Here is a 12,796-nt window from a genome sequence, read left to right on the forward strand (position 1 = left end):
GTGGGCGGTGATTTGCTATATCTAAATCATAATTGATTATGATAAAGATATCAAGTGGTTTGGGTGAGGAGACCCACCCGGCACCGCACCCAGCACCAGACCATCTGCACCCGCGCACCCAGCCGCGTCCGCGCCCGCCCCGAAGCGACCACCCGCGCGCCGTCGCACGCCTCCCACCGGATCCCGCCCTCCGAACCCGGCCCATACACCTCGAACTCCAGCCCCGGCGTGATCGGCAGAACCGCCGCCGGCTCCCACACGCCGTCCTCGCCCTGGGCCTGCACCGCGCCGATGTGCTTGCGGTACCGCGCACCCATCCCGCACACCACACACGCCCGCAGCTGGCCGGCGGCCACGAACACGTGCGGCACGTCCTGGGCATCACCCGGTGTCCCGTCGATCCCGGCGGCGCCCCGCGCCGCCTCCCCACTGTCTGCGAACTCCACGGCCGTCCTCCTCACCTCGGTCTGTCGTGGTCCCCCCGCCGCCCCAGGAGGACGGCCCCGGGGCGGCAGAGGCACCCGACAGGTCAGCGGGACGGCTCCACGAACTGGGCGTAGACAGCACGGGCCGCGGGCTCAGGCACGCGGTAGGCGCGCCCGATCCTGATGGCGGGCAGCCTGCCGTCGTGGATCATGCGGTAGACCGTCATCTTCGAGAGCCGCAGCATGCGGGCGACCTCGGTCACCGTCAGCAGGGGCGGCAGCTCCTCCTCCGGGCCGGGAGTTGAGGGAGTACTCATCAGTCCTGGCCTCCCTCCGCCTCGCCGCCGTCGTCGGTCTCGGGGTCTTCATCCAGCAGCTTCGACAGCCCGTCAGCCTGCCGCTGCATCTCCAGCCACATCTCCTGCGCGGAGAGCTGGTTGTGCACCGCCTTGCGGGCCTCCTTGGCCCACACGTCCACACCGGCCCGCAGCTTCGCGAGCGCCACCAGCGCCACGTGGTCCCCAGCCGCATCCAACACCTGCTTGGGCAGGACGACCTGGCCCTCCTCGTCGAGCGTCCCCTGGGCCGTGCGCTCCAGGTACAGCGCCCGCTGCACCTGCCGCACCGTGTCCTCCTGATCCGGGGCGGCAACCTCGCCCGAGACGAGGACCAACTTGAGCGCGGGCTCCTTGTCCTGGCCCGGAGCGGGCTCGGTCCGCTCACCGGGCGCCAGCTCCCCGACGATCATCAACCGCATCCGCTTGCCGGTGCGGGCGGCGGCCATGAGCGGCTGAGCGTAAGGGGCGAGCGCATCGCCCACGCTGACCGAGTAGTTCGGGTCGAACTTCAGCTTCATCAGATTCCTCGTCCTGGTCAAAGGGTCGCCGCGGCGCGCACGATCGCGTCGCGGAACGGCTGGTCCAGCTCCTGGGTCTCGGGCGCCAGCTCGCGAAACGGCACGAGACTGGAGTGGTGCGGGTTGGTCGCGGTGCGCCAGATCGACCAGGCGTCGTGCACGTCCTGGGCCGTGGTCTCCGCGCCGGTGACCAGGGCCAGCAGCGCGTACAGCCGGGCCAGGTCCGGCTCCAGGTGGCCGGCCTCCGCTTCGACGGTGTCGAGGGCGGCTTGGGCGTAGTTCGCAGCCACCTGGCGGGAGAACGCCAGCTCGCTCGTCAGCGCGTCGGCGAGGATTTCGGCGCCGAACTGGTCGTAGTCACCGATGTCGGCGTCGTCGAGGACGTTGACCAGCCGCCGGTGGGAGACAGGCGCGGTGGTGGGCTGGCCGTCGTGCAGCCAGGTGACGTTCCAGGTCTTCAGCAGCTCCGTCGCGATCTGCTCCTCGGCGTCGGCGGCCAGGTCGATCTCCTCATCGATCCAGGCCGCCAGCTCCTTGTGGTCGGCATGTGCGGGCACAGACACTCCTTCGTGGTCAGTCATCGGATATGGGTCAGGCGGCGCCGCGGGCCGCGCGTGCACGCACCGGGTCGGGGTCGGGCACGTGGTCGGGGCGGCCCGCCCGCTTCCACCGCTTGTGGCAGGAGGCGATCAACACCTCGCCGTTGGGGCCGGTGCCCTCGCGGCGGCCTGTGCGTCCGCAGTGCTCGCAGCGCCAGGCCGCATCCGCACGGTTGTCGCCGGTGACCGTGCCCGCCTGGGCGCGGCCGCGGCGGACCTTGCGGCGCTCGTCCTCGTCGAGGCCGCCCCATACCCCGTGCCGCTCCGGCACCGTGAGCGCGTGCTCCAGGCACTCCTGGCGCACCGGGCATCCGGCGCAGATCTGTTTGGCCTGCTGGCGCCGCTTCTCCCGTCGGCCGCGGCGCGCGTAATCCTCGGGGTCGAAAAACAACGCGGGGTCGGCGTCGTTGCAGGACCCGTCGACCTGCCAGCTGGTGTCGATTTGGGAGCGCAGCAGCCGCGGCGCCCGCTGCTCACCCGCGCGATTCGGCTGGGTCACCGCTCACCCTCCGCGGCGCGGATGCGGATGACGGCGCCCGGCTCGGTCAGCGCGTCCGGGTCGCGGGCGAGCACGTAGACCTTGGCGAGCCGCCCGTAGGCCACCACCTGCGCGTCGTCGCGCCAGACCCGGGCGGTGGTCAGCGCGTCCTCCGTGCTGCGGACGAGCTTCGACAGGTCCGGTTTCACGGCCGGGAACGCCGGCGCCGACGCCAGCACTCGGCGGCCGTACCGGCCGGTGCCCATGTGGGACTTGGGTCGCGCCAGGCTCAGCACCAGGTCCACCTCTAGGGCGCCCGCCAGCGGGAAACCGCGGCGGCCCCGCAGGTTCAGCACCTGGCAGGCGTAAGTGTGCACCCGGTCCCGCCACGGCTTCAGCAGCGCCGAGGACTCGTACATCTCGCCGTTCTTGCCCTTGCTCTTGGAACCCTGCGGAGCCGGGGTGCCAAGCACGGTCAGCTCGAACAGCACTCCGGCCCGGGTTGTTACCGTCATCGGTGGTCTCCTTCTTCATGTCGGGGGCGCCCGGCCCCTAGCGCGGGCGCCCCGTGCCGGAGTGGTCAGAACAGGGCGGGCTGATCCACCTGCTCGGCGTGTACGGCGGTGCGCCCCGGCGGTGTCGCCGCGGGCTGCGGCCGCTGACGGTGGCATTCACACGGGCACAGCCACCGGCAGGCCACCGGCGCCAGCCACACCTGCACCGGCGCCCGCGGCGACGGCCAGTACCGGACGTAGGCGTCCCTGTCGGTCAGATACGTCTCGCACTTGGGGTCGGCATAGACGCCCTGGCACTGGTTGTGGTTGCCGACGGCGCAGTGCCCGGCCGCGCCGAGCTGGCACCCGCACGTGTGCGTCAGTCCCGGAAGGGCTGCGTGGGCGCGGCGCATCCGCGGCGTCCAGGCGTTCTCGCGCACCCACGCAGCCGCGTTGCTACGCATCGCCCACCACCCCGGCCTCGGCCATAAGGTCGGCCATGGACAGATCCCCGCGGAACCTGTGGCCCAGCTCGGTCTCCAGGTCGGCGTACTCGCGGGCCAGGTCGGGGCGCAGCCGGCACGCCCGCACTAGGTCCGCGCGGGAGGCGAGCACACACAACGAGCACGACAGCCGCGTCATGCCCTCGTCATAGGCCGGGTGGTGCGGCACCCCGGAGGCGCGGATGCGGTCCCACACCTGGGCCTCGGTCCAGGTGTGGATCGGCAACCACCGGGTGATGCGCCGCCGCGTCGACGACCCGGCCGCACCCGACTCCACGTCCGGCTTGGCGTAGCGGGCCGCGGACTCCTGAGCGCGGATACCGAGGCAGTACAGGACCTCCACCGGCCGACCCTCCGTCGGGCGCAGCCCGCGGTCGGCGCGCCACCGGCGGCACAGGTCGGTGACGACCCGCATACCTTGGGACGTCTTCTGATCCGAGGTGCACCACCGCGCCTGGGAACTGGGGAACTTTCCGCGTTCGTGGCGGAGTTGCTGGAACAGCCCGCCCTGCTCCCGACGGGTGATCACCAGCGGGAACCCGTAGTGGTCAGCCTGCCGACGGGCGAGGTCGGCGGTGCCCGGCCACTCCACCGACAACCCGTTGTCGGTCTCGCCGAGGTCGTTGTGCACGACCGTCACCCGCTTTTTCACGCTGGCGTCAGCGGCGAGCTGGGCGACGTAGTCGAGCATCGCCTGGGAATCCTTGCCAGCTGAGGAGTTGACGACGACCACGTCATAGGCGGACAGGTCGGGGAGCTCCACCGGCAGGTCGAACAGGGTCGCGTCACGCATCGCCGTCCTCCCCGGTGGTGGGGGCGTGGTCGACGAAGGTGTCGAAGCGGGGGCGGCCACGCCGCACCGCGCCGGCGGCCAGTTCCGCGACCACCAACACCCCAGCGACCACCGCGGCCGCGTACACCAAGTAGGCGATGATCATGCGATCGCCTCCTGCGCCGCGGGCGGCAGCAGCGGCCAGTCCCGGTCGAAAGACACGTCGTTGCCCATGCGCCGCATGAACGCCTCCAGGTCCGCGACCTGGGCCGGGTACCACGTTGCCTGAGCGTCGTGCAGCTGCTCGGCGGTCATGGACCCGATTCGGGGGTGGGACTGGCCCACCGCGGCCGCGACCCGCAGGCTCATCAGCGCGTCGTAGAGCGCGCCGTGCGCGGCGTCGTCGTCCCAGCCGATGCCCCACTTGCGCGGCACCAGCGCCTGGACGCAGGTCTTCAGCGCGTGAGGGCCCTGATCGGGACCGGGCCGGCGGCGCTTGGGCTCCAGATGGCGCGACAGCACCAGGGTGTCGACCAGCGGCCGCAGCGGCCGCCCGAGCGACTCCGCGAGGCCGGCGCCGAGGTGGCGGCGGCATTCGCGGTCCAACATCGTGTAGTCATAGGGGGCGTTGTGGCCCACCACCGGTGTCCCGGCCGCCAGCGTCCGCCCGATGGTCGCCACAATGTCGGCCACCGCCTGTGCGGCGGGGGTGCCCTGGGCGCGCACCAGCTCGGTGGTGATGCCGTGCAACCCGGCGGCCTCCTGCGGCACCTCCACACCGGGGTCGACGAGCACCTCGACCGGGTCGGTCGCCAACCCGCCGCCGACGCTGGGCAGCGCGTACTGCACGATCCGGGCCTGCTCCGGCAGCTTGCTGGTGGTCTCCAGGTCGAAGCCGAGCATTCGCTGCTCGAACCAGCGCGTCTCGGTCATGCGGCACCGCCCCTCGAGAGCCGGGCATGGTCGACGGCGCGGCGCCGGTCGTCCTTCAGCGGGGTGGGCGGTTCGACGTAGGTGTGGAAGCCGGGGATCGCGGCGTAGCGCACCCGGTGCCCCGGTGCGGACACGTCGCAGTACGCGCAGGCATCCACGGGCACCGGGGCGGCCGCAGGCGGCCGGGCCAGCCCCACCGCCGAACCCATGGCGTGGGCGATGTCGATCGGGCTCACCACTGCGGCCTCCTCTGAGTTCGGGCGAGCGTGGCCCGGCATTTGCCGAGCTTCTTCGCGGCGTCGGTCAGCACGTGCTGCAGGGCCCTGTAGTCGGTGTCGCAGCCGGTGTCCCAGAACCGGTCGAGGGCCTCGTGTGCGTCGCGGATGACCAGCTCGTGCTCGTCGAGGTGCACCGACGCCTCGGAGATGACGGCGTGGACCTCACCGCTGGGCATGGGCTCGGGCGGCGGCACCGCGGCCGACGCCGTCTCGGGCAGTTCGGGGCGGTGGGCCAGCCGCCGCAGCACGCGGGCGATCACGCGGCACCTCCCTGCAGAGCGGCGGCGATCGCGCGGCGCGACCAACCCAGGTCCCGAAGGAGCTGGCGGGCCGCGTCGCGGCGCACCTGCTCGGCGCGGCGCCGCGCAGCCGCCCGCGCCGCGGGCACCGGCATCGGCGCCGGCTCCTCGGCGGGCGGCTCCTCGGGGACGGCGGTCGTGCCCCGCCGGACGCGGTCGCGCTCCCACTCGTCCACACCGCCCCAGGTGCCGTGCACGATCCGCTGCTCCTCGGCGTAGGCCAGGCACTGGGCGCGCACCGGGCACGTGGCGCACACCTGCTTGCCGCGCTGGAGGTAGGGGTCCTGCGGGGTCTCCGGCCACCACCAGTCCGCCGCCGGCGCCTGCCGGCACGCCCCGCGCTCCTGCCACGCCGCGGCGTCGTCGCCGGGCGCGCCCCGGGTGGGGCGGGCCCCCACCAGGGGGACCCGCTTCGTGGCCGGGCTCACCGCTGACTCCCGGAGGGCAGCACGGCGAAGCGCTCGCCCAGCTCGCCGAGCTGGCCAGCCTGCCAGGTCCATCACCCGCTGCCGCGCGTCCTTGGTCGGCCGGAAGGAGAACTCACCGCTCGCCTGCACCGTACGGACCTTCGCGAGAGCGATGGTCTCGCCCGTGGCCGGGTCCCGAAGGTTTCCGTCGTCGTCGACGTCGGAGGCCACCCGCTTCTCGTAGGCGGGCTGCACCTCCTCGCGGATCGCGTCGGGCCGGTTCTCCAGTACCCAGGCGATCAGCTCCGGATCAGCCAGCACCCGCGGGTCAACCTTCTCGATCACCTCGGTCGGCGCGACGCGCTTGGCGTGCGCGAGCAGCTTCTCCCGATCGACGGACACCGTGCGGGTGCCGTCCTTGATCGATACGGTGCCGACCTTGGCCCCGTCGGGCAGACTCACCTCGATCGTCTTGACCCCGGCGGCGCGCTGAGCCTTGAAGTTGGTCTCGGCCTCAGCGCGGGCCGCGTCCAGCTCGTCTTTCACCTCGTCCATCAGCGCCCGCAGCACGGCCACCCGCAGACCAGGGGACGTCTTCCCTGCCGTGTCGTCCATGAAGTGCTCCTGTTCAGGCGTGGTTGGCGGCGATGCGTGCGGCCCGGTCCGGGTCCGCCGACGCGGGGTGAGCCGCCTCCTGGTCCGGGGGATTGGGCGCCGTCGCCGCCTGCGCGGCGTTGGCGGCTGCCGCGGGCTCCGAGGCCAGCGGCGGGGTGGGCGCCAGCGTGTCGGGGTCCGGCGCTGGCTCGGGCCGCACCCGATTGGCGATGACGTTCTGCCGGTGCTTCATGCGGTTGGCCATCTGATCGGCATCGGGCCGGGAGATCCGCCGAGTGTCGAAGGCGTTTCCGAGTTCGTCCCACAGCTCTTTGAGCTGTGAGGTCGTCGTCGCCTGATCGACGCGGGCCGCCATGCTCTGAAGAAACGCCTGATCGGTGGCGACCGACGGCGCGGTCCCGCTGGCCTCAGGGTGGTCGGCGTCGCCGTCCTCCAGATCCTCGGTGGGGATCATCAACGCCTGCATCAGCGCGTACTTCAGCGCCATCGACATCGCCTTGTTGGTGCTCTTGTCGGCGGTGTCGGCGCCTTCGCCCCACACGACGACCTCTTCGACGGAGCCGTCGGAGACCGCCCGGAACCGGTACGTGACTTCCAGGTGGGTCACGTTGATGCGGCTGCCAGATTTGGTTTCGCGGGTCTCGCTGAGACGGTTGGTGACTTGCGGGGTCGCGATGACGCCGTGGGTGACGAGGGCACGGTTCGCGGCGTTCATGACGTCTTCGATGCTGCGGAAGTGGAACCGCTGCTCGGGGTTCCAACCGCCCTTGCCGACGGGACGGATGTCGGCCATCACCGCGCTGAGTGCGGCCCAGATGTGGGGAACCCCGTCACCGGGCTGGGGGGCTGCGGACGTCTCCTGTGTCTCGATGTCCGTGGCGGTCTCGTTCATGGCGGAGGGCTTTCCGGTGGGGGCGTGCGTTTCGGTGGGCGGGGCGGTGTCGCCATGCGCTGTCACGAGGCCCCCTCATCCGGCGCGGTGATCTGCACCAAGGCCGCGTGGGCGGCCTGCGGGGCGGCCTCGTCGAACGCCTTCCGCAGACGCTCGAACTGCGTGCGGCACTCGGCGTATTTGTCGATGGCCTCGTGGGCGCGGCCGCGCTGGGCGGTGGCGTCCCGCTTGAGGCGGGCGCGCAGCGCCCGATCCACCCAGTACCGGGAGGCCAACGCCCCCCAGGCGAGGACCGCGCCGAGCCCGACGAGGAACACGACCAAGGCGACGAGGTAGGCCAGGATCAGCCAGTACGGCCACAGGGGCATCTCATGCATCGGTCTCACCGTCCTGGTGCCGTTCGGCCCAGGCGCGGACGCCGGCCTTCAGGTCGCGCCACTGCGACGCCTCGGCCGGTGTCGGCGCGGCGTGCTTGGGTTCGTGCGGCACGGTCTGGGCGACACCTTCGCGCCAGCGCCGCCACGCCGCCTGCTGCACCGCGGTGGTGCAGTCGGAGGGGGCGGCGTGGCGCGGCGCGGGCACCTGCGGCCGCATCGACAACGCGGCCCGCTCCAGCAGCGACACCCCGGTCGCGGCCAGTTCGGGGCCGTGCCCGGCCAGCCACCACAGCCACTGCCGGTCGGTCTCGGTCAGGTCCAGCTGCCGCACCGCGGCGACCAGCTCCGCGTACAGCGCGTCCTGCTGGGTGTGGTGGCGGGTCATCGGTCACCGCCGGGCTGCGTGATCGTGGCCTGCGCGCGGACGGTCAGCCCGGACGGTGTGATGTAGACGACGGATTCGAGCGTCAGGCCGTCCTCCCAGACCTGGCGGGTGATGTGGTCTGTGACGCCGAAGTGGCGGGCGACCTGGGCGACGATGTCGCGGCGCCGCTGCACGGGCAGGGTGGAGCGCGCCAGCAGGTTCACCTCGGGGAAGTCGCCGGGCGAGACCGTCAGCATCGCGTCGCTTTCCAGGCCCAGCTCGGCGGCCAGGTTGGCGGCCCACATTGTCAGCGCGGGCAGGGTGAGGCGGGGAGGGGACTGCGCGGGGGCGCTGGTCCCGGTGTGGATAATGGTCACGGCTCCATCACGTCCAATCTTCGTGTGTTGGTTGGGGCCGGAGTCCTCGCCTGGGTGCCTCCGGGCGGGGACTCGCTTCATGTGGTCAGGCCGATCCGGGCACCGACTTCAGTCGGCGCGGTCCGCCCTGCCGCGGGGTGATCGGCTGGTCCTGCGCGGGAGCGGCAGCCGTACGGCGCCCGCCCGTGCGCGGCGTCCGCGCGGGCGCGGGTGCTGGGGTGGGCTGCGGCGCGGACTCCGCGCTCACCTGGCCGGGCGTGAACGCCCTGGCGTTGGTGATCGCGTCGATGTCGCCGGCGGTGAACACGATGCGGTTGCCCAGCGTGCGGTGGTGGGGGATACGGCCGCGCTGGGCGGCCTTGCGCAGCCCGCCGGGCTTCTCCAAGGTCAGGAACTTTTCGCAGACCTCTTCGGGGGTGTAGGTGCGCTCCGGCTCGCCGGAGGCGGGCGGTGATGTCTCCACCGGAGGGCTCCTTCCTACTGGCGGGCGCAGCCGCAGTTGCGGCAGTGGGTGCGCCAGGGCTCGTTGCCGGTGCCGCAGGGGCACGCCCATAGGGGGCCGCGGCGCGGGTTGGCCTGTTCGCAGATCACGGGGCGGCCGCGGGTGTGCTCTCGACGAGCAGCGCGCCGTCCTCCAGGTCGAGCGCGGTGAGGATCGCCTGGTACGTCTCGGCGCGCGGGTAGGGGCGCGCGCCGCGCAGGATCTTGAACAGTCCTGGCGCGCTCAGGCCGGTGCGCTCGGCGAGGTCGCTGATCTCGAGCCCGCGTCGTTGCAGCTCAGCCTTGAAAGCCGTGTGGTCGAACCGGTACGGCCGGTACGGCGCTCGGGGTCGGGTGTGCGTCATGAACCCAACATTAACCCACATAGACCCTCATGGGAAGAGGTTCATGTGGTTTAGGGGAAAGAGAAGTGTCAACAGGTTGGTTCATGTAAGGCCATGACCAGCCGTTACTCTCGGCGACCGCTAGTGATCATGTGGGTTAATGATGGGTCACCGGTGTACTCTGGCCCCCATGGCTGCTACCGACCAGTCACCCCAAAGGGCACGGCTGCGCGCCTATCTCGAGGCCCGCCGCGGCCGCCTGCGCCTGACCATCGACCAGGTCGCCGCGACCGCCGGCATCCGCTCCAACACCTACGCCCGCGTGCGCGACGGCGACGCCGACATCCAACCCGCCACGGTCTCCGGCCTCGAAGACGCGTTGTGCTGGGCGCCCGGCAGTATCCAGCGCATCCTCGACGGCGGCGACCCCGTCGAAACGAGCGCCGCCGCGAACGCCGCGGAACCCTCCTACGCCGAGGACTCCCTGCGCGGCGCCCTCGACGCCGGCGACACCTACCCCTCCGGCGCCGCCCGTCCGCCCCTGCACGACCTGGCCCGCGATTGGAACCTGCTGCAAGGGCTCACCTGGGTTCCCCACCCGGACGACCCGACCCTGCGGTACTACGTGCTGCGGCGGCTGCATCGCGGCCGGATCTGGACGCACCCCCAGACAGTGCCGGCCACGACCCCCTTCGAAGAGGTGTGGCGCCAGCTCACCGCGGAGCAGGACGAGCAGCTCGCGCGGATCGACGAGGCGCTCGGCGCGCACGGCGACGGAACGCGTCCGGAATAGGTCAGACGCTCCGGTAAACCTCATCGCTGGAAACGCGACACCGCGTCGAATTGTCCGAATTCGATAAGAAAGGCAACCCTAATCCCGGGTACGCAGCGTTTGTACCAGTCGACCCAACGCTTGTGACCTGCCCGTTTCCGCCATAGGCCCTTTTCGGACCGGTTCAGTTTGGGATATGAGTAGAACCTCCTCCGCGTGATCAGAGCGTGGTCACGTCTACCCGTGGGGCAAGAGAGACAGGTGCGAGGAGGCACCCAATTGCTCTACCACTTGCACGCAAACGTGCAAATTCCCCGTACCCGAAACGATCTACTCATCTCCGTCGACACACTCGTCCGACCACATGAACGTCCGATCGACCTACAAGTCACCGACGACCTGACGCTGCTGCGCGTTCACCTGGGCACTCAGACCTGGTGGATCATCGACCGCGTCACCGACGAAGTCCCCGAACACCGCTGGCGCCATTGGGCGACGGAGGCGGGCTGCCCCGCCCACCTCCACCCACTCCAGTTTTGGGACCCCCACACACGCGTCATGCCCGAGCACATCCCGCCCCGGATGCGCCTCACGGGCCACGACCACGCTTATAGACCGCCGCGCGCGCTGAGCGCATAACCACTGGCCCCGGCGGAGCTGGCACGCTTTGCGCCCCCGCCACCCTGTGGCGGGGGCACAGGCATTTCCGCCCCACGCAGATATCCCGGCAGGGCACACTGAAATCCCTGCCCCCTGCCTCAAGGAGCACGCCTACATGCCCCATATCTTGCGGCCCTACGTCGAGAAGCGCCGCAACGGCACCTACCGCGTCCGCACCCGCGAATCAGACGGAACCTGGATCCCCCTTGGCAGTGGGTTCTCCAGCGAGGAACGCGCGCTCGAGCACGGGTGGAAAGAGATCGGTCGCATCCGCGACGGCGTGTGGATCGACCCCCGCGAATCCGACATCACACTCACCACGTGGGCGAGGTCCTGGTTGCCCGCCCAGGTGCTGCAGCTGTCTTCCCGCGAGCAGTACGTCTACCTCCTCAACAACTTCGTGCTGCCCGAGTACGGCGACCGTAGCCTGCGCTCCCTCACCTACGCCGACCACGAGATCAACACCTGGGAGCAGCACCTGCGCACGGCCTACTCCGCCTCCACCGCCACCCAGGCCCGAGGGCTGCTGCGCCGCATGCTCCAGGACGCCTCCGCATCCAAACTCATGGAACGCAACCCCGCCGAGCGCCAGGCCCGCCGCGGTAGCGTCGAAGTCCGCCGCCTCCAGCAGCAGCAGAAACGCAAAGCCGAAGAGGAGAAGTGGACCACCCCGCTCGGGGCACTACTCATCGCCGAACGCATGGCGCTGCTCGCCGGCCGTGACGACGAGATGATCCTTGGCATCACCAAGGCCTATACCGGGATGCGCACCTCCGAGTTGATCGGTCTGGAACGCGACCGCGTCACCGCAACCGAGATCGACGTGCACTGGCAGCTCTATGCCCTCAACGACGGTTCGATGATCCGGAAGTACCCCAAGGATGGGAGCCTGCGCAAGATCGCCATCCCCCCGCATGTGGCGCTGCTGCTGCACCACCAGATGCGCAAGACCACCGCCGTGGACCCGCTGACCGCGCCGATGTGCCCCTGCGTCAAACACAGCGCCCCCGACTTCCGCCAGCAGTACGGCCACCCCGCCGGTGTGCACGTCTTCCGCGGCAGCGCCGGCGGCCGCACCCGCCTGGACTCCGGCACCACGCTGGCCGACGTCGCCAGCACCGCCGGGGTGTCGACCACCACCGTCTCCAACGTCATCAACCGGCCCGACAAGGTCCGCGGATCCACCCGGGCGCGGGTCGAACAGGTCATGGAGGAACTCGGGTGCGACACCGCTGCGGACGCCTCCGGGTGTGCCCCGCACCTGCGCCGCAACGGGTTCCGCACCTGGATCTTCCACCCCGCCGCCACCGGCTGGTATCCCGAGAAGAAGCCGAATCCCGCTCACCCCGTGCCGATCGTGCCGGGCGGACTCACCGGCACTCCCGCGCGCGGCCGCGGCGCCGCGAAGCGCGCCGGGGCCTCCTGGCTGCCCGTCGTCGCCGGATTCACCGCGCACGGGCTTCGGCACTCCCAGCAGACGTGGATGGACGAAGATGAGATTCCGGAGAAGCTCAAGCGGCAGGTGATGGGCCACGCCGACGAGCAGACCGTGCAGGCGATGTATGGCCACGTGACCCCGGATATGCGGGAGCGGCGCATCCGGGCGTTGAGTGCGCGGTGGGAGCAGTCGCTGCGCGACCGCGCTCGAATGTGGCCTACCTCACACATCCCGTTGCTGAACGATCTGCTGGAGCCCTACCGCCACCACTACAGCACGTATATCCCGGTGAGCCTCCCCAGCAAGATCATTTCCCCTGGGTTTCCCACTTGGTACAAAGAAGCCCGCCACCCGGAGCGGGTGGCGGGCGTGTAACCTGCTTCTATAGCTGTCGGGACGGCGGGATTTGAACCCACGACCCCTTGACCCCCAG

Annotated in this window: 21 protein-coding genes; 2 read left to right on the forward strand and 19 right to left on the reverse strand. The window is 70.8% G+C overall.

The genetic code is table 11. From position 1 onward, the window contains the following. Positions 1-50 precede the first annotated feature (50 nt). The 19 genes from EKD16_RS25035 to EKD16_RS25120 all read right to left on the reverse strand — a co-directional run bounded on the left by EKD16_RS25035 (position 51) and on the right by EKD16_RS25120 (position 9,514). Positions 51-446 (reverse strand): hypothetical protein, encoded by a 396-nt coding sequence (locus EKD16_RS25035; protein WP_131103022.1) that lies wholly within the window; start codon positions 444-446, stop codon positions 51-53. A gap of 83 nt (positions 447-529) precedes the next feature. Further along, positions 530-742, reverse strand: a complete 213-nt coding sequence (locus EKD16_RS25040) for a helix-turn-helix domain-containing protein (protein WP_131103023.1) — start codon at positions 740-742, stop codon at positions 530-532. Further along, complete coding sequence (locus tag EKD16_RS25045; protein ID WP_131103024.1) at positions 742-1,281, reverse strand: hypothetical protein; 540 nt, start codon at positions 1,279-1,281, stop codon at positions 742-744. The genes EKD16_RS25040 and EKD16_RS25045 overlap by 1 nt, the downstream gene beginning before the upstream one ends. A 17-nt stretch (positions 1,282-1,298) precedes the next feature. Then, a complete protein-coding gene (locus tag EKD16_RS25050; protein WP_131103025.1) occupies positions 1,299-1,838 on the reverse strand; it encodes a DUF7701 domain-containing protein in 540 nt (179 codons plus the stop codon). Between the two features lie 34 nt (positions 1,839-1,872). Next, positions 1,873-2,379, reverse strand: a complete 507-nt coding sequence (locus tag EKD16_RS26430; protein ID WP_278248949.1) for a WhiB family transcriptional regulator — start codon at positions 2,377-2,379, stop codon at positions 1,873-1,875. After that, positions 2,376-2,873 (reverse strand): RusA family crossover junction endodeoxyribonuclease, encoded by a 498-nt coding sequence (locus EKD16_RS25060; protein WP_242677495.1) that lies wholly within the window; start codon positions 2,871-2,873, stop codon positions 2,376-2,378. Before EKD16_RS25060 ends, EKD16_RS26430 begins: the two co-directional genes overlap by 4 nt. Positions 2,874-2,938: 65 nt before the next feature. Further along, positions 2,939-3,316 (reverse strand): DUF6248 family natural product biosynthesis protein, encoded by a 378-nt coding sequence (locus tag EKD16_RS25065; RefSeq protein WP_131103026.1) that lies wholly within the window; start codon positions 3,314-3,316, stop codon positions 2,939-2,941. Further along, positions 3,309-4,148: a phosphoadenosine phosphosulfate reductase family protein gene (locus EKD16_RS25070; RefSeq protein ID WP_131103027.1), complete on the reverse strand. Its 840-nt coding sequence runs from the start codon at positions 4,146-4,148 to the stop codon at positions 3,309-3,311. The genes EKD16_RS25065 and EKD16_RS25070 overlap by 8 nt, the downstream gene beginning before the upstream one ends. Then, positions 4,141-4,293 (reverse strand): hypothetical protein, encoded by a 153-nt coding sequence (locus tag EKD16_RS25630; protein WP_165498701.1) that lies wholly within the window; start codon positions 4,291-4,293, stop codon positions 4,141-4,143. The genes EKD16_RS25070 and EKD16_RS25630 overlap by 8 nt, the downstream gene beginning before the upstream one ends. Beyond that, on the reverse strand, positions 4,290-5,060 hold the full coding sequence (locus tag EKD16_RS25075) for an exonuclease domain-containing protein (protein ID WP_131103028.1): 771 nt from the start codon (positions 5,058-5,060) through the stop codon (positions 4,290-4,292). Before EKD16_RS25075 ends, EKD16_RS25630 begins: the two co-directional genes overlap by 4 nt. After that, on the reverse strand, positions 5,057-5,296 hold the full coding sequence (locus tag EKD16_RS25080) for a hypothetical protein (RefSeq protein WP_131103029.1): 240 nt from the start codon (positions 5,294-5,296) through the stop codon (positions 5,057-5,059). Before EKD16_RS25080 ends, EKD16_RS25075 begins: the two co-directional genes overlap by 4 nt. Beyond that, positions 5,293-5,598 (reverse strand): hypothetical protein, encoded by a 306-nt coding sequence (locus tag EKD16_RS25085; RefSeq protein WP_131103030.1) that lies wholly within the window; start codon positions 5,596-5,598, stop codon positions 5,293-5,295. Before EKD16_RS25085 ends, EKD16_RS25080 begins: the two co-directional genes overlap by 4 nt. Next, positions 5,595-6,659, reverse strand: a complete 1,065-nt coding sequence (locus EKD16_RS25905) for a WhiB family transcriptional regulator (RefSeq protein ID WP_207391635.1) — start codon at positions 6,657-6,659, stop codon at positions 5,595-5,597. The genes EKD16_RS25085 and EKD16_RS25905 overlap by 4 nt, the downstream gene beginning before the upstream one ends. Positions 6,660-6,672: 13 nt before the next feature. Next, a complete protein-coding gene (locus tag EKD16_RS25095; RefSeq protein ID WP_131103031.1) occupies positions 6,673-7,617 on the reverse strand; it encodes an ERF family protein in 945 nt (314 codons plus the stop codon). Then, positions 7,614-7,928, reverse strand: a complete 315-nt coding sequence (locus EKD16_RS25100; protein ID WP_131103032.1) for a hypothetical protein — start codon at positions 7,926-7,928, stop codon at positions 7,614-7,616. The genes EKD16_RS25095 and EKD16_RS25100 overlap by 4 nt, the downstream gene beginning before the upstream one ends. Further along, complete coding sequence (locus tag EKD16_RS25105) at positions 7,921-8,313, reverse strand: hypothetical protein (protein ID WP_131103033.1); 393 nt, start codon at positions 8,311-8,313, stop codon at positions 7,921-7,923. Before EKD16_RS25105 ends, EKD16_RS25100 begins: the two co-directional genes overlap by 8 nt. Continuing rightward, on the reverse strand, positions 8,310-8,669 hold the full coding sequence (locus EKD16_RS25110) for a hypothetical protein (protein ID WP_131103034.1): 360 nt from the start codon (positions 8,667-8,669) through the stop codon (positions 8,310-8,312). The genes EKD16_RS25105 and EKD16_RS25110 overlap by 4 nt, the downstream gene beginning before the upstream one ends. A gap of 85 nt (positions 8,670-8,754) precedes the next feature. Beyond that, positions 8,755-9,132: a hypothetical protein gene (locus tag EKD16_RS25115; protein ID WP_131103035.1), complete on the reverse strand. Its 378-nt coding sequence runs from the start codon at positions 9,130-9,132 to the stop codon at positions 8,755-8,757. Positions 9,133-9,256: 124 nt separating this feature from the next. Then, positions 9,257-9,514 carry a helix-turn-helix domain-containing protein gene (locus EKD16_RS25120; protein WP_165498702.1) on the reverse strand — a complete coding sequence of 86 codons (258 nt, stop codon included), beginning with the start codon at positions 9,512-9,514 and terminating at the stop codon, positions 9,257-9,259. Positions 9,515-9,683: 169 nt separating this feature from the next. Here EKD16_RS25120 and EKD16_RS25125 point away from each other — a divergent pair, with 169 nt between their 5' ends. Both EKD16_RS25125 and EKD16_RS25130 read left to right on the forward strand, forming a co-directional pair. Further along, positions 9,684-10,286 carry a hypothetical protein gene (locus EKD16_RS25125; RefSeq protein WP_131103037.1) on the forward strand — a complete coding sequence of 201 codons (603 nt, stop codon included), beginning with the start codon at positions 9,684-9,686 and terminating at the stop codon, positions 10,284-10,286. Between the two features lie 754 nt (positions 10,287-11,040). Beyond that, entirely contained in the window at positions 11,041-12,738 is a 1,698-nt protein-coding gene (locus tag EKD16_RS25130; RefSeq protein ID WP_131103038.1) for a LacI family DNA-binding transcriptional regulator, read from the forward strand. Positions 12,739-12,796 lie beyond the last annotated feature (58 nt).

This window comes from Streptomonospora litoralis (assembly GCF_004323735.1).
GTDB classification, from domain to species: Bacteria; Actinomycetota; Actinomycetes; order Streptosporangiales; family Streptosporangiaceae; genus Streptomonospora; species Streptomonospora litoralis.

What these genes read in the sequence shown, in the direction of transcription:
- EKD16_RS25105 (WP_131103033.1), bottom strand. Translation starts at nt 8,313, where the DNA reads ATGACCCGCCACCACACCCAGCAGGACGCGCTGTACGCGGAGCTGGTC.
- EKD16_RS25070 (WP_131103027.1), bottom strand. Translation starts at nt 4,148, where the DNA reads ATGCGTGACGCGACCCTGTTCGACCTGCCGGTGGAGCTCCCCGACCTG.
- EKD16_RS25100 (WP_131103032.1), bottom strand. Translation starts at nt 7,928, where the DNA reads ATGCATGAGATGCCCCTGTGGCCGTACTGGCTGATCCTGGCCTACCTC.
- EKD16_RS25075 (WP_131103028.1), bottom strand. Translation starts at nt 5,060, where the DNA reads ATGACCGAGACGCGCTGGTTCGAGCAGCGAATGCTCGGCTTCGACCTG.
- EKD16_RS25120 (WP_165498702.1), bottom strand. Translation starts at nt 9,514, where the DNA reads ATGACGCACACCCGACCCCGAGCGCCGTACCGGCCGTACCGGTTCGAC.
- EKD16_RS25065 (WP_131103026.1), bottom strand. Translation starts at nt 3,316, where the DNA reads ATGCGTAGCAACGCGGCTGCGTGGGTGCGCGAGAACGCCTGGACGCCG.
- EKD16_RS25630 (WP_165498701.1), bottom strand. Translation starts at nt 4,293, where the DNA reads ATGATCATCGCCTACTTGGTGTACGCGGCCGCGGTGGTCGCTGGGGTG.
- EKD16_RS25045 (WP_131103024.1), bottom strand. Translation starts at nt 1,281, where the DNA reads ATGAAGCTGAAGTTCGACCCGAACTACTCGGTCAGCGTGGGCGATGCG.
- EKD16_RS25040 (WP_131103023.1), bottom strand. Translation starts at nt 742, where the DNA reads ATGAGTACTCCCTCAACTCCCGGCCCGGAGGAGGAGCTGCCGCCCCTG.
- EKD16_RS25905 (WP_207391635.1), bottom strand. Translation starts at nt 6,659, where the DNA reads ATGGACGACACGGCAGGGAAGACGTCCCCTGGTCTGCGGGTGGCCGTG.
- EKD16_RS25130 (WP_131103038.1), top strand. Translation starts at nt 11,041, where the DNA reads ATGCCCCATATCTTGCGGCCCTACGTCGAGAAGCGCCGCAACGGCACC.
- EKD16_RS25125 (WP_131103037.1), top strand. Translation starts at nt 9,684, where the DNA reads ATGGCTGCTACCGACCAGTCACCCCAAAGGGCACGGCTGCGCGCCTAT.
- EKD16_RS25060 (WP_242677495.1), bottom strand. Translation starts at nt 2,873, where the DNA reads ATGACGGTAACAACCCGGGCCGGAGTGCTGTTCGAGCTGACCGTGCTT.